The 25,518-nt window shown below is 49.3% G+C and carries 21 protein-coding genes and 9 pseudogenes; 15 read left to right on the forward strand and 15 right to left on the reverse strand.

Translation table 11 applies throughout. The features are described 5' to 3' along the window. Positions 1 to 111: 111 nt before the first annotated feature. Positions 112 to 422: pseudogene (locus F4V61_RS02080) on the reverse strand (YybH family protein); the annotation flags it as partial. A gap of 1 nt (position 423) precedes the next feature. Between F4V61_RS02080 and F4V61_RS02085 the strand changes: the two are divergent. Next, positions 424 to 675, forward strand: a pseudogene (locus F4V61_RS02085) (porin); the annotation flags it as partial. 64 nt (positions 676 to 739) lie between these two features. Here the strand turns inward: F4V61_RS02085 and hypA are convergent. From hypA to F4V61_RS02145, 12 genes and pseudogenes are all read right to left on the reverse strand, one after another. Beyond that, positions 740 to 1,081: a hydrogenase maturation nickel metallochaperone HypA gene (gene hypA / locus F4V61_RS02090; RefSeq protein WP_012210172.1), complete on the reverse strand. Its 342-nt coding sequence runs from the start codon at positions 1,079 to 1,081 to the stop codon at positions 740 to 742. Between the two features lie 12 nt (positions 1,082 to 1,093). Next, positions 1,094 to 1,981: an ATP/GTP-binding protein gene (locus F4V61_RS02095; protein ID WP_001189387.1), complete on the reverse strand. Its 888-nt coding sequence runs from the start codon at positions 1,979 to 1,981 to the stop codon at positions 1,094 to 1,096. Beyond that, a complete protein-coding gene (locus F4V61_RS02100; protein WP_001016735.1) occupies positions 1,969 to 3,030 on the reverse strand; it encodes a hydrogenase expression/formation C-terminal domain-containing protein in 1,062 nt (353 codons plus the stop codon). The genes F4V61_RS02095 and F4V61_RS02100 overlap by 13 nt, the downstream gene beginning before the upstream one ends. A 17-nt stretch (positions 3,031 to 3,047) precedes the next feature. After that, the gene (locus F4V61_RS02105) at positions 3,048 to 3,458 is read right to left on the reverse strand and encodes a hydrogenase (RefSeq protein WP_080161116.1); all 411 of its coding nucleotides are present in this window, start codon (positions 3,456 to 3,458) and stop codon (positions 3,048 to 3,050) included. Then, positions 3,455 to 3,754, reverse strand: coding sequence for a HypC/HybG/HupF family hydrogenase formation chaperone (gene hypC, locus F4V61_RS02110; RefSeq protein WP_000334865.1), 300 nt, complete (start codon positions 3,752 to 3,754; stop codon positions 3,455 to 3,457). The genes F4V61_RS02105 and hypC overlap by 4 nt, the downstream gene beginning before the upstream one ends. Beyond that, complete coding sequence (locus F4V61_RS02115) at positions 3,754 to 4,362, reverse strand: HyaD/HybD family hydrogenase maturation endopeptidase (protein WP_080161115.1); 609 nt, start codon at positions 4,360 to 4,362, stop codon at positions 3,754 to 3,756. The genes hypC and F4V61_RS02115 overlap by 1 nt, the downstream gene beginning before the upstream one ends. Positions 4,363 to 4,367: 5 nt before the next feature. Continuing rightward, positions 4,368 to 5,111 (reverse strand): Ni/Fe-hydrogenase, b-type cytochrome subunit, encoded by a 744-nt coding sequence (cybH, locus tag F4V61_RS02120; protein ID WP_024131893.1) that lies wholly within the window; start codon positions 5,109 to 5,111, stop codon positions 4,368 to 4,370. Then, entirely contained in the window at positions 5,062 to 6,864 is a 1,803-nt protein-coding gene (locus tag F4V61_RS02125) for a nickel-dependent hydrogenase large subunit (RefSeq protein ID WP_038396004.1), read from the reverse strand. Before F4V61_RS02125 ends, cybH begins: the two co-directional genes overlap by 50 nt. A gap of 2 nt (positions 6,865 to 6,866) precedes the next feature. Continuing rightward, the gene (locus tag F4V61_RS02130; RefSeq protein ID WP_038396003.1) at positions 6,867 to 7,970 is read right to left on the reverse strand and encodes a hydrogenase small subunit; all 1,104 of its coding nucleotides are present in this window, start codon (positions 7,968 to 7,970) and stop codon (positions 6,867 to 6,869) included. 151 nt (positions 7,971 to 8,121) lie between these two features. Next, positions 8,122 to 8,307: pseudogene (locus tag F4V61_RS02135) on the reverse strand (hypothetical protein); the annotation flags it as partial. Beyond that, positions 8,304 to 9,861: pseudogene (locus tag F4V61_RS02140) on the reverse strand (PhoPQ-activated pathogenicity-related family protein); the annotation flags it as partial. The pseudogenes F4V61_RS02135 and F4V61_RS02140, both read right to left, overlap by 4 nt. Positions 9,862 to 10,164: 303 nt before the next feature. After that, a pseudogene (locus tag F4V61_RS02145) lies at positions 10,165 to 10,371 on the reverse strand (Tn3 family transposase); the annotation flags it as partial. A gap of 25 nt (positions 10,372 to 10,396) precedes the next feature. Between F4V61_RS02145 and F4V61_RS02150 the strand changes: the two are divergent. Then, positions 10,397 to 10,756, forward strand: a pseudogene (locus F4V61_RS02150) (ProQ/FINO family protein); the annotation flags it as partial. 206 nt (positions 10,757 to 10,962) lie between these two features. Here the strand turns inward: F4V61_RS02150 and F4V61_RS22020 are convergent. Then, positions 10,963 to 11,136, reverse strand: a complete 174-nt coding sequence (locus tag F4V61_RS22020) for a hypothetical protein (protein WP_164504056.1) — start codon at positions 11,134 to 11,136, stop codon at positions 10,963 to 10,965. Between the two features lie 268 nt (positions 11,137 to 11,404). On the opposite strand from F4V61_RS22020, the gene spvR reads away from it, so the two are divergent. The 13 genes and pseudogenes from spvR to F4V61_RS02220 all read left to right on the forward strand — a co-directional run bounded on the left by spvR (position 11,405) and on the right by F4V61_RS02220 (position 23,238). Further along, positions 11,405 to 12,298 (forward strand): virulence genes transcriptional activator SpvR, encoded by an 894-nt coding sequence (spvR, locus tag F4V61_RS02155; protein ID WP_038396001.1) that lies wholly within the window; start codon positions 11,405 to 11,407, stop codon positions 12,296 to 12,298. Between the two features lie 97 nt (positions 12,299 to 12,395). Next, a pseudogene (locus F4V61_RS02160) lies at positions 12,396 to 12,636 on the forward strand (lysozyme); the annotation flags it as partial. Between the two features lie 173 nt (positions 12,637 to 12,809). After that, the gene (gene spvA, locus F4V61_RS02165; protein ID WP_232081970.1) at positions 12,810 to 13,703 is read left to right on the forward strand and encodes a virulence protein SpvA; all 894 of its coding nucleotides are present in this window, start codon (positions 12,810 to 12,812) and stop codon (positions 13,701 to 13,703) included. 153 nt (positions 13,704 to 13,856) lie between these two features. After that, the gene (gene spvB, locus F4V61_RS02170; protein ID WP_079828637.1) at positions 13,857 to 15,638 is read left to right on the forward strand and encodes an SPI-2 type III secretion system effector NAD(+)--protein-arginine ADP-ribosyltransferase SpvB; all 1,782 of its coding nucleotides are present in this window, start codon (positions 13,857 to 13,859) and stop codon (positions 15,636 to 15,638) included. A gap of 281 nt (positions 15,639 to 15,919) precedes the next feature. Then, a complete protein-coding gene (spvC, locus tag F4V61_RS02175) occupies positions 15,920 to 16,645 on the forward strand; it encodes a type III secretion system effector phosphothreonine lyase SpvC (RefSeq protein ID WP_001122177.1) in 726 nt (241 codons plus the stop codon). 252 nt (positions 16,646 to 16,897) lie between these two features. Beyond that, a pseudogene (locus F4V61_RS02185) lies at positions 16,898 to 17,278 on the forward strand (transposase); the annotation flags it as partial. Positions 17,279 to 17,624: 346 nt separating this feature from the next. Further along, positions 17,625 to 17,906 (forward strand): annotated as a pseudogene (locus tag F4V61_RS22730) (hypothetical protein); the annotation flags it as partial. 136 nt (positions 17,907 to 18,042) lie between these two features. Continuing rightward, positions 18,043 to 18,270 (forward strand): hypothetical protein, encoded by a 228-nt coding sequence (locus F4V61_RS22230; RefSeq protein WP_052043295.1) that lies wholly within the window; start codon positions 18,043 to 18,045, stop codon positions 18,268 to 18,270. A gap of 527 nt (positions 18,271 to 18,797) precedes the next feature. Beyond that, positions 18,798 to 19,019 carry a type II toxin-antitoxin system Phd/YefM family antitoxin gene (locus F4V61_RS02200; RefSeq protein WP_001195491.1) on the forward strand — a complete coding sequence of 74 codons (222 nt, stop codon included), beginning with the start codon at positions 18,798 to 18,800 and terminating at the stop codon, positions 19,017 to 19,019. Next, the gene (locus tag F4V61_RS02205) at positions 19,016 to 19,399 is read left to right on the forward strand and encodes a type II toxin-antitoxin system death-on-curing family toxin (protein ID WP_079781811.1); all 384 of its coding nucleotides are present in this window, start codon (positions 19,016 to 19,018) and stop codon (positions 19,397 to 19,399) included. Before F4V61_RS02200 ends, F4V61_RS02205 begins: the two co-directional genes overlap by 4 nt. A 21-nt stretch (positions 19,400 to 19,420) precedes the next feature. Beyond that, a complete protein-coding gene (locus F4V61_RS02210) occupies positions 19,421 to 20,428 on the forward strand; it encodes a LacI family DNA-binding transcriptional regulator (RefSeq protein ID WP_038395995.1) in 1,008 nt (335 codons plus the stop codon). A 143-nt stretch (positions 20,429 to 20,571) separates the two neighbouring features. After that, positions 20,572 to 22,023, forward strand: a complete 1,452-nt coding sequence (gene nhaC / locus F4V61_RS02215) for a Na+/H+ antiporter NhaC (RefSeq protein ID WP_079904120.1) — start codon at positions 20,572 to 20,574, stop codon at positions 22,021 to 22,023. Between the two features lie 12 nt (positions 22,024 to 22,035). Further along, complete coding sequence (locus F4V61_RS02220) at positions 22,036 to 23,238, forward strand: MalY/PatB family protein (protein ID WP_038395992.1); 1,203 nt, start codon at positions 22,036 to 22,038, stop codon at positions 23,236 to 23,238. A 180-nt stretch (positions 23,239 to 23,418) separates the two neighbouring features. Here the strand turns inward: F4V61_RS02220 and glgX are convergent, their stop codons facing one another. Continuing rightward, entirely contained in the window at positions 23,419 to 25,494 is a 2,076-nt protein-coding gene (gene glgX / locus F4V61_RS02225; protein WP_080161114.1) for a glycogen debranching protein GlgX, read from the reverse strand. Between the last annotated feature and the right edge of the window lie 24 nt (positions 25,495 to 25,518).

Consider the following 25,518-nt stretch of genomic DNA (forward strand, 5'->3'; position numbering starts at 1 on the left):
GTTGTGCGATTCGGGTGTTTAACGATTGTTCTGTGCTTGCTACTTAACGTTCTTCTTCCCTGAGTTCCTTTTACCTGGCGCAGAGTATTTATCTGCGCCAGAACTTGAAGAGTAAACTTCTCCAACCCCGGTTTTGGCCGGACCGGAGTAGTGAACATGGACAATTCGCCATCCTACGTTTGGTATCTTCTCCCACACCTGACTTTCACGGCCTTTAGTATGTTGAGTTTGTCCATTGCCACGGCGCACCGCAGTAAAATGCCAGTCGAATTCTGCAACGGCGGCATTACTATACACATGGATAGCAGGGGAGCTTCCTGTTTTAACGTGCGTTTGCTGAAGGTTTTACCCATAGTAGCGCCATAAAAATTTTCAGCGATCTGCGACCATCCGAGTTCGTGGCCGCGTGGATGAATAAAACTGAATGCCAGAGAAAGTATCGCGTACCAGAATGGCGATGGTTTCGGGGCATCAGTGACATATGATCTGGGGATGGGGATGGGGGTTAGCTTGAGGGAAGCTTATACCAGTTCAAAACGCACGCTTGATCAAATAACGCAGGATAAATATGATAACGGTGACCGCGCTGAAGCCTGGACCGGCGATGCCAATAATGTTTATCTGGCTGCAAACTATACCCGTACTTATGATATGACCTATATGGGCGATACGTTGGATAGCTTATTGTTAATTTATTCTATTGTTATTTCAGGACGCTTCTGGCGTCCTTTTTTATTGACTATTCTACTTCGATTTCCCGAATACGCATTCTGCTACTGTCATCTATCTGTACCTTTCCTGAATGACAAGCGGGACAGCTGGGGGTGGATGTTTGAGACGTGAAGGGTTGATTACAGGACAGACACCATCCTTGCGCCGGAGCGATAGTAATGTGGAAACGCGCATTTTCAGCAATCGTATGACGAGCGGCGACGTCCAGGCCAAAATGCAGCGCCGGTACCTCAACACAGGCCATGACGCCAATTTCCAGCCAGACTTGCTTTACCTGGTTGAACTGGTGATTTACTGCCTGTTCCTCCAGCAATTCGATAATATTTTGCGCCAGGGCTAATTCATGCATGAGCCATGTCCTTCATTCAATAATATTTATGGCGACACAAGGATCAATAACCTGTAATTGTCGTGACCACAACGAAGCCGGAATCGCGGCCAGTTCGCAAGCAATGACCCCGTCAGATTGGGCGTGACGTGTGGTAGGTGAGATAATACGGTAATCAAGAATATTACCTGACGTCGCCAGTCTGGCCTGATGAACTAACCATCCTCGCGCGGTTTCCACTACCGCTATTTTCCACTCGCCATCGTCAAACCGATTCCAGCGCAGGGTGGGAAGGGCGCTCAAACTTCGGGCGAGCGTAATGCAGCGGGCCAGCAGCCGTAGTGCGGTGTTTTTTCCGCTAAGACAACATGCAGACAGCAGCGGATATTCGATAGCCAGAGGCGAGACATCCAGTGGACCATGGGTTATTAACGCCTGGTCCGGAGAGGAAGCTATCGGTAATGTAGGTGTAACGATACTTTGTAATGCCGCCAGCCAACGGGCGGCGTCAGAATGCCCTTGCAAAAACCACGCCTCCCAGCCTTGTACGCCAGCGGCAAGCCAGGAGTGAGGATCGTCGGCAAAAAAGATTGTGCTTGCCAGCGACGATAAGTCTCCGCGACGTAGCAGCGCCCATTCTTCAACGGTTGCCTGTCGGTGGCTAAATATTGGTAGCCAGTCGGTCAACGCGCGACGGAGCGTTTCTCTCGCCAGCTCTCGTTGCGCGGCCTGCATATCTGGCTCCTCTTGAGGAAACAACAGCAAAGAGGCTGCCGCGCTGTGCGCCTGAGCACACAACGTAAACAAACGTGAAATAAGCGTTTTCGCGTATACTGGCGTTGCGCCCTGTAACAAACGACCGACCGGCGGCTCCTGCCAGATAATCCGTAGCGGGTGAGAATAGAGGGTCAATCTTTGCACGAATCATTACCTTCATCGATCACCATAAACCCGGACTTACTGGTTTCGCAGACCGGGCAACACCAGTAATCAGGTAACTGACTGAAGGGCACGCCAGGTGGGATTTGCCAGACATCATCGCCCAGCACAGGATCGTAAACCCACCAACACACTTTGCACTCCATGCGCACCACTGGCTCATTTTCTGTAACCGGGTATTCTTTCAGCCATTCCAGCGTATTTTTCAGCCCCGCGCAGGCATCTTCAATATCGTCTATGCCAGCGACGGCAATTTCAGGAATATCCGCTATCTCAATCATATCTTGTAGTAATGTGTTCATATCATTAAAATAATTGACTCGCCATACGCCGGGAAAATGCGTGCTTACAATCCGGCATTTACCATATCCGCGTGAAAAAATAGCGCTACAGCCTTCGCCTAAAAAACGATCCAGATACTCGCGATCGGCATCGTTCACTGGCAATAGCGTTAAGTTAATGATATGCGGTTCTTTTACCGGCTGTTTTACGCGCTCGGCTATTTCATGCGCGATAAAGGCGCCATTCATCAATTCCGTCGATTGCGGCGGCAGTTCTGGCGTAATCGGCGGCTGCGGATGAGTACGCCAGATGCTCTCAGGGATCGGGCCAACGATAATTTCATCGGTAACCCGTTGCTGGTCAGCATTATATTCACGCACACGCCAGACGCCCGCAAAAACCGTCTCCTGAATACGCTGTTCTTTTCCCTTGGGTAACAGTACTCGGGCGGATATTTCACCTTCGCCGAGCAGTTGATCCAACAAGCCGCTATTCTGTTGCTCAGAAGCATTCAGTTTATATGTCAGGGGAAATGAGAGTGTTTCCACCGGGCTATCCATCTTGCTAATCAGCGTAGTCAAGACTTGTCTGGCTACATGGAGTTCACCGGGCAGCGCCTGTTCCGGTAACACCGGGGTCAGCGGGAGGTTAATGCCAGCGGGTATGGGAAGAAAGTTAAAGTCTTCCTCTTCTGGCTGCGAGCCTGGTCCGGCAATATTAACGATCGGAATAGTTCTGGAGTGATTCACGTGTGTTACCTTTCATTCTATTGCGTGATAACGGGAATATCCTGACGGTAGACCGGCGTGGTCAGCAATGCGGCCACCCGTGTAGAGTATTCCTGCCAGCTATATAACCCTGCCAGACTGCCGACAAAACGGCTCTGGCGAAAGAAAAGCAGCGCCGGATATTTCAGAATGCGATACTCCCGTGCGATCAGTTCACTCTGCTCGCTATCCGCAAATGCCGCGGTATAAGACGTCGCCGGAAATTGTTTGAGAATCTCCGGAATGATGATCCAACTGTCGGCAACTTCCGGGTGTTTATTTGGATCGCTTTGCAGCAAAACCAGCAGAGTCGGATGCGCATTAATCAACGATGGGAGTGTTTGCGCATCGGTAATCAGAAAGCCTTTGTTCGCCAGAGGACAAACAGGATTTTTGGGTGAAATAGTCATTTTTTCAAATGCTCCGGTAATTCAGGCGTGCGAGATAATAAATCGGCAAAACCGGCCAGCGGATCGCTTTGCGTGAACATGGCCTGTTCCAGCGAGTCCAGCGCCGCCAGCACCTCAAGAGCCTCCGTTTCGTCCATTTCCCGCCGCGCCGCGCCGCCAAATGTCAGCAGCCATGCGCCTGCTAATGGGGGAGCCACAAGCCGAATATCAACGTCGATCAGATCGCCGTATCGATCGCGGCATTGGGCGAACCACTGACCTGGTGAAATAACCTGCACAGGAATGCCAATACACATTATGATTTTTCTCTCTGTAACACCCGAATATCGCCGATCCGGCAAGCGCTTTGTGCATCTGGCCGTTCATCTTCGTAGCGTTCCATACACAGGCTGTAATGATTGAGTCTTTCAGTGGGCAAGGCCGCTGAAGAGGCGGTGATACCCCATTGCGCCAGCACTTCCTGCGCGAGATAGACTGCGGGCATCAATTGCGCCTTTACCTGTGGCGTGAGGCTTCCGCCATAGTCATCCAGACATTCCGGCTGCACGCCAATCAGCACAGTCTCCGATAACTGACAGCCTGTTAATTGCAGCAATGCCAGCACTTCAGAAAAACTGGTCTGATGTAAACTGAGTTTTTTCGCCGTCAGATAGGCGGGAACCTGTTCATCACGAAACATCGCCAGCGAACCTGGCGCCATACCAAAATCGATAGCATCCATGATTAACAGTTTTTCGGTCTGTTGTAGCCACGGAAGCAGCGCCAGCCCCTGCGTACCGCCATCAACAACGTCAACTTTCTCGTTATCGGCATACTGTTCAAACAGCTTTTCCGCCGCTCTGACACCGAACCCTTCATCTGCCCAAAGCAGGTTGCCAAGCCCCAGGATTGTTACTTCTGCCATCGTTATCACCTGAACCAGCGCCAGCCGCTGATCATGACGGAAATCACGCTTTGCCGACTCATAATGTCTTCACGAATGGCGGTATAAACATGCGCAATGACGAAAGCGATGATGAACCACATGCCCAGCCGGTGCCAGAAATGCAGCGCAAGGCTATCGTTGCCTGTCAAGCGAATCATCCAGCCAAACCATTGATACGCCCAACTGTCTGTTCCAAGCCCTTCGCCATAGAGCGCAAAACCGCTACACACCATCAGTACGGACATCCAGAAGTAGAACATTACCGCCAGTCCCGCTACCGGATTGTGTCCATAGTAACGATGGGCCTCTTTTTCGAGAAAAAAATACCAGCGGATTTCGCTGATAATGCCTTTGCGCCAGGCGCGGCGCCAGAATGGAACCAGAAACATCTCCCTGGCGTACTCATTGCCGACACATGCCCAGTAAATACGAAACAGCAGAGCGACAGAAAAAATATACGCCGTGGTAAAATGGATCAGACGTATCCAGCCCATCCAAAACAGAAAAGTCGCTTCACCTTGAATTGATGGCAGGGGGCGGCCAATGAAATATCCTGTAACAGCCAGGACGACAATGGATAACGCCGTGATCCAGTGCCATAAACGTACCGGTGCTTCATAGATATAGTACCCCTGGCTGGTTATTTCTTTGAGATGCATTGAGACCTCCGAATCGTCGTCATCGTACCTGAACCCTGACCAGCTCCCCTCCATGATTATCAATAACATGGGTGGAGCATGCCAGGCAGGGATCGAAGCTGTGCAGAGTACGCAAAATCTCCAACGGTTGATCGGGAACGGCGAGTTTAGTCCCCATTAACGCCGCTTCGTACGCGCCAATTTGGCCTTTATCGTCACGTGGCCCGGCATTCCATGTCGTGGGTACCACGCATTGGTAACTGTCGATTCTCTGATTTTCAATCTTTATCCAGTGCCCCAGCGCGCCACGAGGCGCCTCGCTGAAGCCAACGCCTTTTGCAGACGTGGGCCAGGTATCGGGTTCCCAGAGAGTGACGTTTGCCGTCGCCGTATCGCCGGACTTGAGGTTACGCATCAGGCGATCAAAGAAATATTGCAGCGTATTGCCTGCCCATACGGATTCCAGCGCACGCGCGGCGGTTCGCCCTAATGTAGAAAAGAGCGCTTCTTTAGGCAGCTTTAATACACTAAGCAGTTGATCCACGGGTTCTTTAAATTCCGGTTTATTTTGATGATATCCAATCAGGCAACGCGCCAGCGGACCCACTTCCATCGCATACCCCTTCCAACGAGGCGATTTAATCCATGAATATTTAGCGGACTCATCCAACTGTTCTATAAAGGTTTTAGTGCCTTTATAGTGTTCGCCCATGACCAGTTGCGGCTCGGTCAGGCCATCCCACGGATGCAGGCCTTTATCGTTATTGCCGTTGCCATAGGTATACCAGGAATGGGTGACAAACTCCTGAATTTCATCGGGAGCTGTTAAATCAACAGGATGAATTTCGTCGAAACGACCGTTAATGATAGCTCCCCGTGGAAGCAGGAGATTACTGGCGGAATAATCGTTAGGATTATCAGGAAACTCGCCATAAGCCAGCAGGTTCATACTCGATAGCCCGCCGCCGATTTTCGCCCAGTCTTTGTAGTAACTTGCGATCAGCAAGATGTCCGGAAGATAAACTTGTTCGCAGAACTGGCGAGCTTTTTGGATGATCGATCTGACGAGATTCAGGCGTTCCATATTCACCGCGCCGACTGCTCCCGTTTCATCAAGATTGATGGCGCAAGGAACGCCGCCCACCAGCCAGTTAGGGTGTGGGTTTTTACCACCGAAAACGGTGTGAATTTTTACGATCTCCTTTTGAAAATCGAGCGCTTCCAGGTAGTGGGCGACTGCCAACAAATTAGCTTCCGGCGGGAGTTTCATGGCTGGATGTCCCCAGTAGCCGTTACGGAAAGGGCCAAGTTGGCCGGACTCGATAAACTGCTTCAGACGATTTTGTAAATCGCGGAAATATCCTGGCGAGGACAGCGGCCATGCGGAAAGGCTTTGCGCGATAGCGGAGGTCTGATGCGGATCGGCTTTCAGGGCGGCAACCACATCAACCCAGTCCAGCGCGTGCAGATGATAAAAATGCACCAAGTGATCGTGAACGTGTAGCGTGGCCTGCATCATATTGCGGATACAGTTTGCGTTGTCCGGAATTGCGATGCCCAGCGCATTTTCTACGGCGCGGATTGAGGTCAGAGCATGTGTGCCGGTGCAGACGCCGCAGATTCGTTCAACGAATGCCCAGGCGTCTCGCGGATCGCGGCCTTTCAGGATAACTTCAAGACCGCGCCACATAGTGCCGGTAGACACGGCGTTAGTAATGACATTATTATTGTCGATATTTACTTCGCAGCGCATATGTCCTTCAATGCGAGTAACCGGATCGACCACTATTCGCCGTCCGCTATTGTCCAGCGTAAAACCCTGAGTCTGATATGGATATGACATAATTATTTTTTCTCTTCCGGCGCGTTTTCTGACGAAGTGCTGTTTTTATTACGAGCATGTTTTATGGCGCTGACTGTGGCGTGAGCAATGGCGGCAGCGCCCGCGACCCCAGCAACGCCCAGACCGATTTTATCGGCGGTAGCCTCAATACCGGTTTGCGGAATGCCTGTTGCCCGGCTGTAAAAAGATCCGTAATCCCAAAAGCCATCTTCCGAACATCCGAGACAGCCATGACCCGACTGGATAGGGAAAGAAACGCCATCATTCCAGCGAACGGTTGAACAGGCGTTATAGGTGGTCGGGCCTTTACATCCCATCTTGTACAGGCAGTACCCTTTTCTGGCGCCTTCGTCATCCCACGCTTCCACAAACTGACCAGCATCGAAATGCGCGCGTCGGTAGCATTTGTCGTGAATTCGCTGACCATAAAACATTTTTGGTCGTCCAAGACGATCAAGGGGAGGGATGCGATCAAATGCCAGCATATAGGTGATAACGGCGGACATCACTTCAGGTATAGGCGGGCAGCCAGGCACTTTAATAACGGGCTTATCAGTAATTAATTTATGAACCGGCGTTGCTTTGGTTGGGTTGGGACGGGCTGCCTGCACGCATCCCCATGATGCGCAGGCCCCCCAAGCGATAATGGCTTTAGCATCTGCGCTGACGCGTTTTAATTTTTCCAGGAACGGCTCGCCAGCCAGTATGCAAAACATGCCGTCTTCATTCAGCGGCGCGTTACCTTCAACGGCAACAATGTAATTTCCTTTGTACTCACGCATCACATCCGCCAACGCCTGCTCGGCTTGTTGTCCCGCAGCGGCCATAATGGTGTCATCATAATCCAGGGAAATGAGCGACAGAATGGCATCTTTTGCCAGCGGGTGCGCAGAGCGAATGAAAGACTCAGTACAGCAGGTACATTCAAGACCGTGCAGCCATATCACTGGCGTTCGGGGTTTATTTTCCAGGGCATAAGCTATCTGAGGAATCATCGAACTGCTCAGGCCTAAAGACGTTGCGGTAAGGCTGCAAAACTTGAGGAAGCTACGCCTTGTCACGCCGTGTCTACGCATAACTTGATAGAATGTATCTTGTGTTTGCATAACGGTTACCCCAAACCAGTATAGTTAGTGTGGACATCATATGTTGCATTTATTGTGTCTCTCAACATGATTTAGCAACAATTGTGCTTCTAATTCGTAACAATCGATTGCATGTGTGCTACTACCATTTCCCCGAAACGAAGGCGTAGCGGGGGCCTTCAGCCATACCGAAAAGAACGCGCACGATAAGCATTGTCCACAATCCGCTGACCAGACCTGTTAACCTACAAAATAAAGACCATAATAATGCAGCGATAAGGAAAACAGTTTTTGACCCAACTTTATCGCTGGACCAACCATAGATTAGAGCTTTTAAATTCAATGAGATGTTGGTTATGCCCCATCTGCGATATCGTTTTCACCTAATCCACGCCCCGGCAACGTTTGACATGCGGTGTTAACTGAGGGAGGCGCTGTCTGTGCGTATTTATCGTCCGGCGTAATATAAACTTGGGTCGTGGCGACATAACCATCATCAAATGTTGCTTCGATATAGGTAGCTTCCCAGCCAGTCACAGGCTCATTTAGCGTAATATTTACTCTATTATTGGCGGGAATATCTATCGTAAGCGGATGATAGCGGATACCACAGGCATAACGAAAATCACGCGCATTTGGGTTGGTGGCTGTCCAGCGAACGACTTTTATCGGCTCTTCTGAAAAATAGACCGTGAGGAGGTTGTGTTGAATAATGCCGAGCACTTGTGGTAATGTTTTTTTATCTTGAAATCTATTAATAAATGTAACAAGGCTTTCTTCAGTAATCTGTTTAATTGAATAATGGCTCGTATTGGGTACTATGCGTAATGATTTCACTCCCGGCAGTTTACTATAATAAAACCGAGAATTGTCTGGTACGAAAAAATCATCACCGCTTGCATTAATAATATATTTAGGTATTGCAAGGCGGGGCTGATAAACCGTGTTAAGATATCTTAAAGGATCTATTATTTGCCTTAACTGGCTAAATGAGTGGGTTTTTATTTTCTCATCTATCCCTTGTTGATAATAGGGATAGAATGTAATTGGCCAGTTCCCTCCGTATGATTGATAAATATGTTCAAGCGAAGCATCAATATCAAGTAGATCAATAGCGAAGGGAACAATTGCTTCAACATCAGGATCAGCAATAGCTGACAACCACGCGGTCCATCCACGTTTTGAGATACCCGTAACGATAAAAGAATGTATGTTCCATCGCGTTAGTTCCTCTTTTGCTAATCTTATCGCTTGTGATAGGGAAGAAACCATAGGAATATTTAAAGGCATTAACTTACGTTGCTCTGGAGCTTCCATAAATAATGCCCAACTCCGGGAAACACTCTCATCCTCTTTCAGAGGTTTTTTATCATCCTGAAAGGTTAAATATTGGTTAGGTATATCACTAACTGATATTACGATAGTATTCGTATCACGGGCGATGCTTGCCAGTGTTTCCTGAGTAAAATCAACGGGTTTGCTGTTAATTTGCACGCCTTCTTCGTAATTGACTCCGTTATTTACGACCACCAATGCGTGGCGCTGTTTTGCCGTTTCTGGGATATAAATATCAACGTTATGTCGCCATTGTGCTGGAGTTACCATGTCGTCTGGCGACCAGTGTTGCGATAATAATTCATAGTGTCTGAGTTCCACCTGCGCTAATGGCTCTGTACTTATCAATGTATATTTCAACGGTGTATCTGAAATGTGCTCCCGGTAGTCGGGGAGTACATGAGACAAATCACACGCTGGGCTATTTCGACAAAAGAATATGTTGTTATGAAGTTGTGTATAAACATTTGTAGAAATAAAAAGCACTAATATAATGACGAGATATATTTTTTTCATGTTTTCCTCGCACTTTACAATGTGCAAATGGCTGCCTGCATAATTCCCATAAATACCCCTTACATGTTCAATATAAGTACAATGCTTTTGATAAATGCTTCGGAAAGAGGGGGAATACCATTAAGAATGCGCCGACATAGCCATCAAGTCGTACGCGCCCCCCACAGCCTTGCGAGGAGGCACGCGCATAGGGTTTACTGACGGCAGCATGTTTTGACATGGTGAAAACATACTGAGCGTTGAAAGCCTCTCGAATTCGCCAAAGCTGGTCGTTGGTTGTATGACTGACAAACTAAAACCTGAACTCTGAGTCACGCCTGAAGCCTTAAAACAACGTGTGATGAGCTTTTTGTCAACACTCAATTCGAAAATTCTGACCGTCGGAAGATGAGGTTGAACCGTCTCCCCATAATGCCGCCAGCGGACGTGACTTCTGGGCATTAACCAGTTCAGCCAGTGCAGCAGAGTATGTTTTATCGCGGATATACCATGCCTGCATGTTTTCCAGCGAAGCTCGCGTGGTTCCCGGACAGGACTCAGCCATTTTGGTCAGCCCCAGATTGATGCCGTCCATATTTTCCTTTTCCCAAACGGAGCCCGAATTCATCAACGCCAGTCTCGAAAAAGTAAAAGCTCTCTTTCCATTGCTGCGCGCTGAAGAAGGTGGTTTCCGCCCAATAAAAATTGGTATCACCAGGGATGTTACCGACTTTATTGCACAGAACCCCGACGCAGGTTTAACCCTCCCGGAATGGCAGGGTGCAGCCCGAATTATCACCTGCAGGTGGAAATACCTTGAGCGAATTTCTGTTTCCGGTGCTTTACGTTATGGCATCGATGGATTGCCTGCCGGTGTCGTTTCTGAGCATGAAGCCCGGCATGCCCGCGCCTTTCTGACATCAAAGCTCCCCAGCAAAAACAAAAATAATGGGGCGAACGATAAATCAGCAACATAAGGGGTTTGACGCTCAACGGAACGGTTTCACACATTAAGCCTATTTTGTTCGATAAATCAAAATATTATGGACAGTGAAAAATGCGCGAAAAACGGTGTCTTTTTAATCGGAAAATGGCATTTAACGGACACCAGTGCACACTAATCGATTTTTCAGACAACCTTTCTCGCCTGGCGTGAGTTTTCGTTCGACTGAACATCAGACCCCTATAAAAAGGCTCGGCATTCTGTCCTGTAGTGCGCCAGGCCTAATAACGCCTCCCGTTTAATTCCGGCCCAGTCGTACATTATGTTCTGTTCATTTATGGGATCGCGACTTTTTCGTTGTAATGCTTCAAGAGCGATTTTTTGTTCTGCGGTCAACCCAACATTCATAGCCATCAGCATGATCCTGATTATTTTTGAAACCAAGCATCTTCATTGATCATGGGTATACATCGTTGTTATCCAGCTATATATCATAACAGGTCAATTAAATCCACTCAGAAATAAAGTCAGGGTATGCATAAAATCTATCGCCCATAATCCTATCCAGTAACACCATGATTAGTAACAACTAATCAGTCTGTGCAAAAACAGGTCACCGCCATCCTGTTTTTGCACATCAAAACATTTTTTCAGGATTATTCTGATAAAAAAAGGAGATATTATGGATTTCTTGATTAATAAAAAATTAAAAATTTTCATAACACTGATGGAAACAGGTTCCTTCAGTATCGCAACATCAGTACTGTATATCACCCGAACCCCACTGAGCAGGGTTATTTCAGACCTGGAAAGAGAGCTGAAACAAAGACTCTTTATACGGAAGAATGGCACTCTTATTCCAACCGAATTTGCACAAACTATTTATCGAAAAGTAAAATCCCATTATATTTTCTTACATGCACTGGAGCAGGAAATCGGACCCACGGGTAAAACGAAACAACTAGAAATAATATTTGACGAGATTTATCCGGAAAGTTTAAAAAATCTGATCATTTCAGCACTGAACATTTCCGGCCAGAAAACAAATATAATGGGGAGAGCCGTTAACAGCCAAATAATAGAAGAACTGTGTCAGACAAACAACTGCATTGTTATTTCTGCCAGACATTATTTTCATCGGGAATCGCTTGTCTGCCGGACATCAGTGGAGGGGGGGGTCATGTTATTTATTCCTAAAAAGTTCTTTCTCTGCGGCAAACCTGATATCAACAGGCTGGCCGGAACACCTGTACTTCTTCATGAGGGGGCTAAAAATTTTAATCTGGACACCATATACCATTTTTTTGAACAGACACTAGGTATTACCAACCCTGCATTCAGTTTTGATAACGTCGATTTGTTCAGTTCACTGTACCGGTTACAACAAGGGCTGGCGATGTTACTCATCCCCGTCAGAGTCTGTCGGGCTCTGGGATTATCAACAGAGCACGCACTGCACATCAAAGGCGTAGCGCTCTGTACCTCCTTGTATTACCCGACCAAGAAACGGGAGACACCAGATTATCGTAAAGCGATAAAACTGATACAGCAGGAACTGCAACAGTCCACCTTCTGACCTTATGCAGCGTAAGGGCCGCAACACCTGTATTCACGGCATTTGCCAGATTCAGATTGTCAGCAATCCCCATCCTCCATAGCGGTAGTTCACCGCGGAGCATGGAGTAAACCGGCTGGTCGCCGTCAATCTGACATAGAATCAGTTTGATGCTCTGGTGAATTACCTAAAACATGGGCATTAACGCGCTGGCTCACGCCACTTTACTAAAGAAACTGAATAACGGTGACTATGACGGCGCAGCGAATGAATTCCTGAAATGGGACCACGCCAGCGGTCAGGTTGTTCCCGGCCTGACCCGACGCCGGAGCGCTGAACGTTGTTTATTCCTGAGTTAATTTGTTGTGCCATCTTTGCACACCGGGAACCGCGATTCCGCACGGCGGAAAAATAGCACATGAATAAACTCAATATAAGCCACTTATTTTCTGGCAATACAAAATAATTCCCCTGCAGACATTATCAGTCTTCAGGATTTCATTCTGTTCATTTTCAGGAGTCACCATTATTTATGAATATGAATCAGACCACCAGTCCGGCACTTTCACAGGTCGAAACCGCCATCCGGGTCCCGGCAGGGAATTTTGCAAAATATAATTATTATTCCGTGTTTGATATTGTCCGTCAGACCCGTAAACAGTTTATTAACGCCAATATGTCCTGGCCGTGCTCCCGCGAAGGTAAAGCCAGGGACCTGGCGATGGGCCAGGCGCAGTATATCCGCTGCCTGTTCCGAGAAAATCAGTTGACTCGCAGAGTTCGGGGGGCCATGCAGCAGACACCGGACAATGGCACGAACCTGAGCAGTTCCGCCGTCGGCGGTATTCAGGGACAGGCAGAGCGTCGGCCGGACCTGGCCACCCTGATGGTGGATAATGATGCCATTAACCAGCAAATACCGACCCTGCAGCTGGTTAATGACATTCTGGAGAATAATATTGCCACCAGTCTGCCGTCGGAGCAGTCGGTGGATGAAACGCTGGCGCAGACCCGATATCCGACCCTGCTGCCGTATCATTTTCCACACGACCAGGTGGAGTTATCTCTGCTGAATACCGATGTGTCGCTGGAAGATATTATCAGCGAGAGCAGCACTGACTGGCCGTGGTTCCTGAGCAACTTGCTGACCGGCGATAACAGTAACTATGCCATGGAGCTCGCCAGCCGGCTGTCACCAGAGCAGCAGACACTGCCGACCGAGCCGGACAACAGTACCACCACTGACCTGACCTCTTTTTACCAGACCAATCTGGGGCTGAAAACCGCCGACTATACGCCATTTGAAGCACTGAATACCTCTGCCCGACAGTTAGCGATTACCGTTCCCCAGGTGGAACAGTTGATTGCGGGTACTCTGCGTGCCAGCCGGCAGTTTAGCTTCCCGCGCTACCAGAGTAGTGAGTAGCAGACTATTCTGCAGAATCTGAGCGACGCCATTGTTCAGGTGCACTCTACCGCGCTGTACGGCGGCAGCGCCTTTGAACAGGCCGTAGAGCAGACGCTGTAAGCAGAAAATATACTTGGCCATCATCAGACGGCCAGTTTCAGGAGATAGTGTATGTTGATACTAAATGGTTTTTCATCTGCCACTTTAGCGCTGATCACTACCCCCTTCCTGCCAAAAGGGGGCAAGGCGCTGAGTCAGTCAGGCCCTGACGGCCTAGCCAGTATAACGCTGCCTCTGCCCATCAGCGCCGAATGCGGCTTTGCGCCTGCGCTGGCGTTGCACTACAGCAGCAGTGGCGGCAATGGCCCCTTCGGCGTGGGCTGGTCCTGCGCGACAATGAGCATTGCCCGCCGCACCAGCCATGGCGTGCCGCAGTATAACGACAGCGATGAGTTTCTGGGGCCGGACGGAGAAGTGCTGGTTCAAACGCTCAGCACCGGTGATGCCCCCAATCCCGTCACCTGCTTCGCGTACGGTGACGTATCGTTCCCGCAAAGCTACACGGTGACCCGCTATCAGCCCCGCACGGAGGGCAGTTTTTATCGCCTGGAGTACTGGGTGGGCAACAGCAACGGCGATGATTTCTGGCTGCTGCATGACAGTAACGGCATCCTGCACCTGCTGGGGAAAACCGCCGCAGCACGCCTCAGCGATCCGCAGGCCGCCTCTCATACGGCAAAATGGCTGGTTGAGGAGTCGGTGACCCCTGCCGGCGAGCATATCTATTACTCCTACCTGGCGGAGAACGGTGACAATGTGGACCTCAGTGGGAACGAGGCCGGACGCGATCGCAGCGCCATGCGCTATCTCAGCAAGGTACAGTATGGCAACGCGACCCCCGCCGCCGATCTGTACCTCTGGACTAGCGCCACACCCGCGGCACAGTGGCTGTTCACCCTGGTGTTTGACTACGGCGAACGTGGCGTAGATCCACTGGTACCGCCTGCATTCACTGCTCAGAACAGCTGGCTCGCCCGCCAGGATTCCTTCTCCCTGTATGACTACGGCTTTGAGATCCGCCTCCATCGCCTGTGCCGCCAAGTCCTGATGTTCCACCACTTTCCTGACGAACTGGGTGAAGCCGATACGCTGGTTTCCCGTCTGCTGCTGGAGTATGACGAAAATCCGGTACTGACACAGCTTAGCGCTACTCGTACGCTGGCCTATGAAGGCGACGGTTATAGAAGAGCTCCTGTCAACAATATGATGCCACCGCCACCGCCACCGCCACCTCCGATGATTGGAGGTAATTCATCTCGACCAAAATCAAAATGGGCGATTGTAGAGGAATCAAAGCAGATTCAAGCTCTGAGGTACTATTCAGCTCAAGGATACAGTGTGATTAATAAATATTTACGTGGGGATGATTATCCTGAAATACAGGCAAAAGAAACTCTGCTCTCCAGAGACTATCTTTCCACAAATGAACCCAGTGATGAGGAATTTAAAAATGCTATGTCAGTTTATATAAATGATATTGTGGAGGGATTAAGTTCACTTCCCGAAACAGATCACAGAGTCGTATACCGGGGCCTGAAGCTTGATAAGCCCGCATTATCAGATGTGCTGAAGGAATACACTACTGTAGGTAATATAATAATAGACAAAGCTTTTATGAGTACATCGCCAGATAAGGCATGGATAAATGACACTATTCTCAACATATACCTAGAAAAAGGACATAAAGGTAGAATACTAGGAGATGTTGCACATTTTAAGGGGGAGGCAGAGATGCTTTTCCCTCCAAATACTAAACTCAAAATCGAAAGCATTGTAAATTGTGGTTCCCAAGACTTTGCAAGCCAGCTTAGTAAGCTGAGATTAAGTGATGATGCAACTGCTGACACAAACAGGATAAAAAGAATAATAAACATGAGGGTACTCAACTCATAGATACTAAGAATCTATCCCAGAAGTGGTATGAACGGCCTGGCTCTATAAGGGGTTATACGCCGGAACCCCAGATTTTTCCGTCACCCTAGGCCCGCAAAGTAGTGCATCTAAACTTTTGCCATTACCCTTCTTTAACTTTCTGCTCGGAACGGACCGAAATATCATTTTTTTCGTGTGATAAAAAATGAGGTTTTCTGGATAACTAATCGTTTTATTAAAAAAAACTGAGAATTTATATCTAATAATATGGCGATATATCCATATCGCAAAGGAGATTTCCCATGCCCATAAATATGCCTAATCTAAAGCTAAACATCTCTCCTTTGAATATTGTAGCTGCTTATGATGGGGCGGAAATACCATCTACAAATAAGCACCTGAAAAATAATTTCAACTCCTTGCACAACCAAATGCGGAAGATGCCAGTATCCCACTTTAAAGAGGCGCTGGATGCGCCTGACTATTCAGGGATGCGTCAGAGCGGTTTCTTTGCTATGAGCCAAGGTTTTCAGCTGAATAACCATGGTTACGATGTTTTCATCCATGCTCGTCGAGAATCACCTCAGTCTCAGGGCGAATTTGCCGGTGACAAGTTCCACATCAGTGTGCTCAGGGATATGGTGCCACAAGCATTTCAAGCGCTGTCCGGATTGCTGTTTTCAGAGGACAGTCCGGTAGATAAGTGGAAAGTGACCGATATGGAGAAGGTCGTTCAACAAGCCCGTGTTAGCCTGGGCGCTCAGTTCACGTTGTATATAAAACCAGACCAGGAAAATTCGCAGTACAGTGCGTCGTTTCTCCACAAGACACGGCAATTTATAGAGTGTCTGGAATCCAGACTATCCGAAAATGGGGTTATTTCAGGACAGTGTCCTGAGTCAGACGTTCATCCTGAAAATTGGAAATATCTCAGTTATCGTAATGAACTACGAAGTGGGCGTGATGGTGGTGAAATGCAGAGACAGGCTTTACGTGAGGAACCGTTTTATCGTTTGATGACAGAGTAAGTACTGCGCTGACCCACCAACATTCATCTCTTGAATGTTGGTGGGTATTTCGGTTGTCATTTTCAGTAGAAAACTGCACACACGTATCACAATGATAAATCAGAGTCGATTAAGTAATTTTATTCCATCGGGTCGTAGTTCTCCCACTGGTGAAATATGCCTGTACAGCGTTTGCCGGGTTATTGTTACCAACGGTGCGAAAGTGGGTCTTCCGCAACTTGGGTGGAAGAAAATTAATGAAACATCCCGGCGATTGAAGCACAATTGCATCGTGAAATTACTGGCACGTTAAAAAGCATCACAATAACTCGCAGCGCAACGGGGAAATATTACGCAGCGCTACTCTGTGATGATGGAATCGAAGCGCCAGCGAAGCCAACATTGGTAAGCACAATCACCGGTCTGGATATGGGGTTATCCCACTACGCCATAAAATCGGATGGCGATAAAGTTGCTAACCCACGTTACCTTATCAACGCCAGCCGGAATTTACGGCGCAAACAGAAAGCCTTGTCACGCAAGAAAAAAGGTAGTGCAAATCTCCGGAAAGCCCGCATACATCTTGCTGGCGTACACAGGAAGGGTGGGGGAAGATACTCCGGTTTATCTGACGTGGCAAGCCGATGCACCGTTGTTTGAAAAGGGTGAGCAGGGGATGGTTGCGGGCAGTCGTAAAACAAAGATATCGGGTATTGTTACGCTTGCAAAAGTGCCGGGTGTTGATGCTGCGGGAACTGCACTGTCCGATAACAAGGATGCGGCTTATTATCAGATATATCAGGAAGGTGGCTGGTTACCTGCCGTCAGTGTTCAGAAAATATCGCAGTACGCGTTAGGCGAACTGGGCTTTGCCACGCTGGATAAAGCCCCTGCAAGCTTTGACCTGATTGATGGTATAAATCAGCCGAATAATGTGGTGAAAGGGATTCTGGAGCAGTTATATAAAGCGGCGCAGGAGGAAACCCGCACCACCCACGCACTAACCCGGACAGGCATTCTGCCGCTGAGTAAGGTTCAAACAGAAGCCGATAAATCGACAAAGCAGGAATACTGGCAATTGAGGCCAGAAAATGCTTATGCGCTCAAAGGGCAGGCTGAGCCTCAACTTTTGTCGCAGTATGATCTGGCCAGGCTGGGTTTCAGAACTGAAACCGCAGAGCCATCCAGCTTTGATTACCTGGATGGAAAAAACCAGCCTGTAGGTTTCTTCCGCAGCCTTATCAACTCGCTCTATGAGGCTGCGACCGGTGATACCCGAACTTTCCCGGAGCAGGACGCAGCCATGGCGGCTGGGAAGAAGAGGATATGTCATATCCGGGAGCAGGAAATGCGCAGTCCGTAGTCAGGAAGGATTTGATTATCGGGGAAAACAGTATGATCCAGTTCTGAATGAGCCGATGGCCGTCAGCGCGGAAACGCACGGTGATTTCTGGGAAGATGATATGGATTACTCGGAAGCCGTGAGTTATGAAGGCATTAATACCAAAGCTGGGGTACAGGCAAAAACAGATGAAAAGACGTGTGAGAACTGCCCGCCGGAAGGGAAAGTGATGCCGATGGTGAGACGCTGTTCGCGCTGGAGCATGGTCACAATCAGTAGCAACATGGCCATCCGCTCAGCATAATCGCTCACAGACTGCGGAAGTGATGATAAGGCATTCAGGAACGCGACGAAATGCCGGAATCATTCCGGTGTTTTGTCGGGTTGGACAAGCCGGAGGCGCGTCAGCATGTGGCCCAAAACCATGACCAAAAACCATTAAAACCCTTCTATCTCCATATTAGTGCGTATAATGTATATTATGTTAAATTGACGGGATAACATAAAACAGTGATTGCATAAGGACTAAACGCGCCTTGTTTGTAGGGTCTTGATGAAGGTCTGGGTTACCCCCTCTCCCGTTTCAACTACAAACTCCTTTCGGGTGTGGTGAGTCGCACTTCGTTTTGTGCTGCTACGGACAATAAAAAACTGACGTAGTGACCGCGTCTGGTGATCCATCATTATGAATTTATTTTCACCATTTCTTGTCTGTCTTTCCTGCACTGCATCTTTCCATATATCTGGCGGGCGTCAATACGATATGCTTCTTGCAAAAAAATCGCGTACAATTTAAATGTACACTTTACTTGTACATCTCAGGAGATACCCATGCAAACCTATACTTCTACCCAGGCCAGGGCCAACATTTCCACCGTGCTGGATACTGCGTTAAATGGCGAGCCTGTTGAAATCACCCGTCGTGATGGCAGCGCCGCCGTGCTTATCAGCAAAGCCGAATTCGAAGCCTGGCAAAATGCCAAACTCGACGCGGAATTTGATGCCATCATGCAACGTCATGAACACACTATCAGGGCACTGACTGACCGATGATTTGGGTCAGCGCGCAGGAAGTCATTGCCTTCCACGATCGTATTTTGCAACGCTTTCCCGGAGTGGTTGGCCTGTCTGACCCTGGCAGAGCACAGGCATTGATTTATCGGGTGCAGAATCGTGTTCACTACGAAGGCGTTACTGACCTGTTTGAACTGGCGGCTACCTACTGGGTCGCTATTGCCCGCGGCCATATCTTTCATGATGGTAATAAACGCACTGCCTTTTTTGTTACCATGGTCTTTCTTAGGCGTAATGGCATCCGTATTCACGATACTGACAATACACTGGAAAATCTGACGGTCGAAGCAGCTACAGGGGAAAAAACAGTAGACCAGTTGGCACAGTATTTGCGAAAACAGGTGGATGATCCCCTTTAAACGCACAAATATGAGTTTACCATGGCGACAATAAAGGATGTTGCATCCCTGGCCGGTGTATCAACCGCAACGGTATCCCGCGTTATTAACCAGACCGCGTGGGTTGAACCTGTGACGCGCGGACGTGTAGAGAAAGCCATGCGCGATCTCAATTATCGCCGAAACGCCGCCGCTATCGCACTGGCGAAACGTAGCGGCGATATGCTCGGATTGTTAACCGGCAATCTGGCCGATCCATTTTTTGCCCGCCTTGCTCGCGGCGTAGAAGATGTTTCTCGTAAGCAGCAGTACCGCCTGATGGTATGTAGCGGCGGCCACGATGAAGAAATGGAAAAAGCAGGGCTGGATTTTCTGATTAATCAAGGCTGTGAGGCTATTGTTGTACACGCCAGTCGATTGCCAGATAAAGAGTTGCAGCGCTACGCGGCCCACTTTCCGGCGCTGGTTGTTGTTAATCGTTATATCGCTGGTATGGCTAACCGGTGTATCTGGCTGGAAAATCGCAGCGCCGCTCGGCAAGCAACCCGATATCTCTTAGAGAACGGGCATCGGCGCATTGCCTGTGTGACATCTGACCTACCAATTATCGATCGTCAGGAACGCCTTGATGGTTATCGGCAGGCGCTGGAAGAATATGGAATTTCGCCAGATCCGCGCTGGGTAATTAGCGTTCCGTTTAACGAAGAAGGCGGCGAGCGAGCTGCGCATCAACTTATTAATAGTAGACTTCCCCTTACGGCGGCGGTCACTTTTAATGACGTTATGGCCGCCGGCATTATGCGTATTCTTCATCAACGCGGTGTTCACCTGCCGCAACAACTCTCTATTGTCGGCTTTGATGATGTGGTGCTGGCCCGGTATCTCTATCCGGCGTTAACAACAATGCATTATCCGGTCGAACAAATGGCGCGTTGTGCCGCACAAATGGCGATACAGTTATACCAGGGCGTTACGCCGCCGCCCAGCAGCAACCGCTTCAAAGCTGAACTGGTGATCCGCGATTCTGTCGCGCCCTTTTTTTCTCGGTAAATGCGTCGTCAACAGTAAAAACTGTGATTGATATCAAATTAACCCTTCTCATGTAATCGGTTACATGGATGAAAGTAATTGATCACAGTAATGGGAAGCGTATCCCCCTACCCTTGAGCTACCTTACTGACCGGAGCTCCATTATGAGTGCATCACAAAACAAGAAAAAAACGCTGTCATTGGGTTTAGCGCTAATCCCAGTCATCTCCATGTTGTTATTGTTGATCATCGGTTATGGCATCATGGGGTTACGTATCGAACCGCTCCTTCTGTGCTCTGCGGTGGTAGCGGCAGGCATTGCGTGGTGGCAAGGATACTGCTGGGAAGACATCATTAACTCGGTAGTGGATAAACTGGCAAAAGCGATGCCGGTTATCATGATTCTGATCTGCGTAGGCGGTTTGATTGGCACCTGGATGTTTAGCGGCACCATTCCCTACATGGTGTACTGGGGACTAAAACTGATAAGCCCGGAATATATTTTGATTGCGGCCTTCTTTTTAACCAGCGTGGTCTCCGTTTGTACCGGCACATCGTGGGGTTCCGCCGGGACGGTTGGCGTTGCGTTAATGGGGGTTGCCGCCGGGCTGGACGTGTCGCTTGCAGCGGCAGCCGGCGCCGTTGTTTCTGGTGCCTATTTCGGTGACAAAATATCACCGTTGTCTGACTCGACTAACTTTGCCGCCATAGTCGCAGACACCACCCTGTTTGAGCATATTCAGCATTTACTCTGGACGACCCTGCCAAGTTTCTTGCTTGCCGCAGTAGTTTATCTTATCGCCGGACACAGCAATATGTTGGGCGAGGTGGCCACGCCGCAGCGCGTTACGGACATCATCCACTCGCTGGAGTCGCTATACCATTTTAATATTGTTCTTATTTTACCGCCGGTGATCGTACTGTGGGGTGCAATTCGCAAGAAACCCGTCATCCCATTAATGTTAAGCGCCTGCGTACTAGCTCTGTTCCTCGGCGTTATCATGCAGGGACTAAGTATCAAACAGGGACTGGACGCCTTCATTGATGGATTTGATATCGCCATGTTCCCGCAAGGCGCTGAAGGTGTCGTGGCCGATGTTCCACGCCTGTTAAACCGGGGCGGAATGTTCTCGATGATGGGAACAATACTGTTAGTTTTCTGCGCTTTTTCATTTGCCGGAGCGCTAACGTTAACTGGCGCGTTAACGATCATCATTAACCGGCTGCTGACTATTATTCATAGCGTTGGTCAGCTCATTGCCGCCACTATCGGCACCACAATTCTGGTCACCGGGGCGACAAGCGACGGTAAACTGGCATTGTTAGTTCCCGCCGAGCTGTTTAAAGATGCCTATCGTCGAATGGGGCTGGATACCAAAAACCTTTCACGCACGATTGAAGATGCTGGTACCGTTATCGAACCTCTCCTGCCGTGGACCTCGGCTGGCGTCTACATGGCGACCACGCTGGGCGTTAGCACGCTTGATCTTCTGCCCTGGGCTATCCAGTGCTATGCGGCGATTTTCTTCGCATTAATTTATGGTTTTAGCGGAGTTGGTATTGCCAGAACTGCCTCCGCCTCAGAAAAGTCGCCGCAATCGTCAGTGACGGAATAATAAGGAAACAACATGGATTTTAATCAGATTATCAATCGCACCAACACGGGTTCGATAAAGTGGGATTTCATTGAGCGTCACTTTGGCGACGGCGCTGGAAAACTGCTGCCGATGTGGGTTTCTGATTTCGATTTTGCCTGCCCGCCTGAGGTTCAGGCGGCATTGCATCAGCGAATCGAGCACGGCGTATTTGGCTATAGCGAACGTGATGAGGCCTATTTTAACGCCCTGCTTCACTGGTTTTCGTCACGCCACCAGCTCACGTTAAAACAGGAATGGGTATGCAGCGTGGAAGGCGTCGTACCCGGGTTGGCGCTCTTAGTGCAAATGTTAACGCATCCAGGAGACGGCGTGGTGGTACAGGGACCATACTATGGCTCCTTCGCCAAAATAATCACGCTTAATGGTAGAAAACTGCTGGAGAATCCCCTTAGCGAGTCGCCGAACGATGGTTACCAGATGGATTTTTGCCAACTGGAAAGGCTGTTTCGCCATGCCCACCCTCCGCTGATGATTTTGTGCAATCCGCATAATCCAACCGGGCGTTGCTGGTCGGCTAACGAACTGGAGCAACTGCTTTTATTATGTGAGACTTATGATGTCACTCTTATCTCAGATGAGATATGGGCCGATCTCTTATTGCCTGGTGAAACCTTTACCTCAGTACTGCATTTAGGGGAGCGCTGGCATAAGCGGGTTATCTCCGCCACTGCGGCCAGCAAAACGTTTGGTTTATCGTCGCTGCGAATTTCTAATTTTCTCATTCCCGACCCTACGCTTCGCCAGCGATTCTTATCTCGTCTGGACGCTCATGGGCTTGACGTCTTTAATGCACTCTCCGTTCAGGCGGCGACCACCGCCTGGAATGAAAGTAGACAATGGCTGGATTCGCTACTGGATTACCTGGCGGAAAACCGTCGCTGGTTTGTTGAACAGGCGGCAGAGTATCTCCCCTGGGCGAGAATTATCCCGGCGCAGGGCACCTATTTATTATGGATGGATTGTAAAAAACTGGGGCTGGATGACGAACAGCTAAAATGGGTGATGGCGGATGTCGCGGGTATCGCTCCGTCAATGGGGAGCGGCTTTGGCCCGGCGGGTAGCGGATTTGTCCGCTTAAATCTGGGGTGTCCCCGTACCTACCTGGAAATGGCAATGGACGGCCTGAAGCGAATATCGGTGAATACAATAAAAGGAGTATCAACAGGCGGATGAAATTCTCGGACGGAAAAATGTGAACGGCGTTAATACTACGGCATAGTAAGAAACAATGTCCTCTCTTGCTTATCTGATTACCGGAAGTCGTGATGCAGCCAGAAGCGTTTAGCCTGCACCACCATCGCCCAAACCCAACCGGCCATAAAGACCAGTTGGGTTTGGATCGCAGTTTCAGCATCAGGGGCGTCTGAATAACACGATGCTGCGTCCGGCCAGATCGAAATCCCTCTCTTCGGTAAACCGCATCCCCTGCTGAGCGTTATCGGCAGTCGTCAGTTCAAGCATCCAGCCGCCTTCTCCCCACATCGGAATCCGGAACGGTACGCTGCCTTCGAACGGGTTAAAAAGCAGTAAGGCGTCATGCCAGATCCCCGCTTCCGGCTGGAGATCGGGACGACTAATGCATACGCCTATCGTCGATCCCTCGTCCCATTGTTCCGATTGCTGCGGCCCGCCTCCGGCGTTAAACCAGCGGATCTCCAGACCGTCACGCCAGCTTTCCCGCCGCAATAACGGTTGCGTGGCGCGCAGTTGAATCAGGCGACGGGTAAATTCACGTAGCGCATTGGCGGTTTCCGGCAAATTATCCCAGTGGATCCACGATATTTCACTGTCCTGACAGTAACCATTGTTATTGCCCATTTGACTGCGGCCAAACTCATCGCCCGCTAATAACATGGGTGTGCCGTGCGAGAAAAGTAAGGTGGTCAGAAAATTGCGTTTCTGCCGTTCGCGTATTGCATTGATGCCTTCATCGTCGGTTGGCCCTTCTGCGCCATAATTACAGGAGCGGTTATCATTATGCCCGTCATTATTATCTTCGCCATTGGCTTCATTATGTTTGTCGTTATAAGACACCAGATCGTTCAGCGTGAAGCCGTCATGGGCAGTAATAAAGTTAACGCTTGACCAGGGGCGACGACCGCGCAAATCGTAGAGATCGCCGGACCCCAGCAGGCGTGCGGCGAAATCATTTGTGACGTTGTCACCTTTCCAGTATTCGCGTACCGTATCGCGGTACTTATCGTTCCACTCGCCCCACCCCGGCGGAAAACCACCAACCTGATAGCCGCCCGGTCCGATATCCCAGGGCTCGCCAATCAGTTTAAGCTTTGCCAGCACCGGGTCTTGCGTTACCGCATCAAAAAAGCCGCCTCTCTGATCAAAGCCTTCCGGCTCACGCCCAAGGATGGTGCCTAAATCAAAACGGAAACCGTCGACATGCATTGACTCCGCCCAATAACGAAGGGAGTCCATCACCATTTGTAGTACCCGCGGATGAGAGGTATTGACGGTATTACCTGTCCCCGTATCGTTAATGTAATACCGATGCTGATCGGGCATGGTACGATAGTAAGAGAAGTTATCGATACCTTTAAATGACAGCGTGGGGCCAAGTTCATTCCCTTCTGCCGTATGGTTATAGACCACATCCAGTATCACTTCGATACCTGCATCATGGAAAGCGCGCACCATATTGCGAAATCCCTGAATACCTTTCGGGCCGTAGTAACGCGTCGCCGGAGCAAAAAAACCGAGCGTGTTGTATCCCCAGAAATTTTTCAGCCCTTTATCAAGCAGGTGCTGATCGTCCGGGAACCAGTGAACCGGTAAAAGTTCGACGCAGGTAATGCCCAGACTTTTAACGTAATCCACGCTACCTTTATGCCCCATGCCCTCAAACGTACCGCGTAAAGGTTCAGGGATCGCAGAATTGAGCTGAGTAAACCCTTTGACATGCGTTTCATAAATGATAGCGTTCGACCACGGTATGGAAGGCCGTTGCCTGTCCTCCCGGTTAGCCTCAGCGGGATCGATCACCCGGCATTTAGGTGTAAATGGCGCGCTATCCTGGTCATCAAAGGTCAAATCTTTATCGTCATGGAGTAATTGATACGCGAAATGCGCATCGTTCCAGAGGATATCGCCCACCAGCTCACGGGCATAAGGATCAATAAGCAGCTTATTAGGGTTAAAACGATGGCCATTTTCTGGGTCATAAGGGCCATAAACGCGATACCCATACAGCGCGCCGGGCTGCAAATTCGGGACATAGCCGTGCCATATCTCGTCGGTATATTCCGGTAATTCCAGACGGGCAATTTCATGTTCCCCGCTCGGATCGTAAAGACAAAGCTCGACGCGTTCCGCATGAGCGGAAAAAATAGCGAAATTCACACCTTCGCCGTCATAATTCGCGCCAAGCGTATGGTTATACCCTGATCTGATTTCAAAAGTCCTGTTTGTTGTCATTCTCTTTCTCCACCCACGGTAAAC

Source organism: Salmonella enterica subsp. arizonae, from assembly GCF_008692845.1.
In the GTDB taxonomy this organism is placed as follows: Bacteria; Pseudomonadota; Gammaproteobacteria; order Enterobacterales; family Enterobacteriaceae; genus Salmonella; species Salmonella arizonae.

Coding starts and splice junctions, on each gene's coding strand:
- hypA (WP_012210172.1), bottom strand. CDS start 1,081: ATGCATGAATTAGCCCTGGCGCAAAATATTATCGAATTGCTGGAGGAA.
- F4V61_RS02105 (WP_080161116.1), bottom strand. CDS start 3,458: ATGACTATTTCACCCAAAAATCCTGTTTGTCCTCTGGCGAACAAAGGC.
- hypC (WP_000334865.1), bottom strand. CDS start 3,754: ATGTGTATTGGCATTCCTGTGCAGGTTATTTCACCAGGTCAGTGGTTC.
- F4V61_RS02115 (WP_080161115.1), bottom strand. CDS start 4,362: ATGGCAGAAGTAACAATCCTGGGGCTTGGCAACCTGCTTTGGGCAGAT.
- cybH (WP_024131893.1), bottom strand. CDS start 5,111: ATGTTATTGATAATCATGGAGGGGAGCTGGTCAGGGTTCAGGTACGAT.
- F4V61_RS02125 (WP_038396004.1), bottom strand. CDS start 6,864: ATGTCATATCCATATCAGACTCAGGGTTTTACGCTGGACAATAGCGGA.
- F4V61_RS02130 (WP_038396003.1), bottom strand. CDS start 7,970: ATGCAAACACAAGATACATTCTATCAAGTTATGCGTAGACACGGCGTG.
- F4V61_RS22020 (WP_164504056.1), bottom strand. CDS start 11,136: ATGGCTATGAATGTTGGGTTGACCGCAGAACAAAAAATCGCTCTTGAA.
- spvR (WP_038396001.1), top strand. CDS start 11,405: ATGGATTTCTTGATTAATAAAAAATTAAAAATTTTCATAACACTGATG.
- spvA (WP_232081970.1), top strand. CDS start 12,810: ATGAATATGAATCAGACCACCAGTCCGGCACTTTCACAGGTCGAAACC.
- spvB (WP_079828637.1), top strand. CDS start 13,857: ATGTTGATACTAAATGGTTTTTCATCTGCCACTTTAGCGCTGATCACT.
- spvC (WP_001122177.1), top strand. CDS start 15,920: ATGCCCATAAATATGCCTAATCTAAAGCTAAACATCTCTCCTTTGAAT.
- F4V61_RS22230 (WP_052043295.1), top strand. CDS start 18,043: ATGGCCGTCAGCGCGGAAACGCACGGTGATTTCTGGGAAGATGATATG.
- F4V61_RS02200 (WP_001195491.1), top strand. CDS start 18,798: ATGCAAACCTATACTTCTACCCAGGCCAGGGCCAACATTTCCACCGTG.
- F4V61_RS02205 (WP_079781811.1), top strand. CDS start 19,016: ATGATTTGGGTCAGCGCGCAGGAAGTCATTGCCTTCCACGATCGTATT.
- F4V61_RS02210 (WP_038395995.1), top strand. CDS start 19,421: ATGGCGACAATAAAGGATGTTGCATCCCTGGCCGGTGTATCAACCGCA.
- nhaC (WP_079904120.1), top strand. CDS start 20,572: ATGAGTGCATCACAAAACAAGAAAAAAACGCTGTCATTGGGTTTAGCG.
- F4V61_RS02220 (WP_038395992.1), top strand. CDS start 22,036: ATGGATTTTAATCAGATTATCAATCGCACCAACACGGGTTCGATAAAG.
- glgX (WP_080161114.1), bottom strand. CDS start 25,494: ATGACAACAAACAGGACTTTTGAAATCAGATCAGGGTATAACCATACG.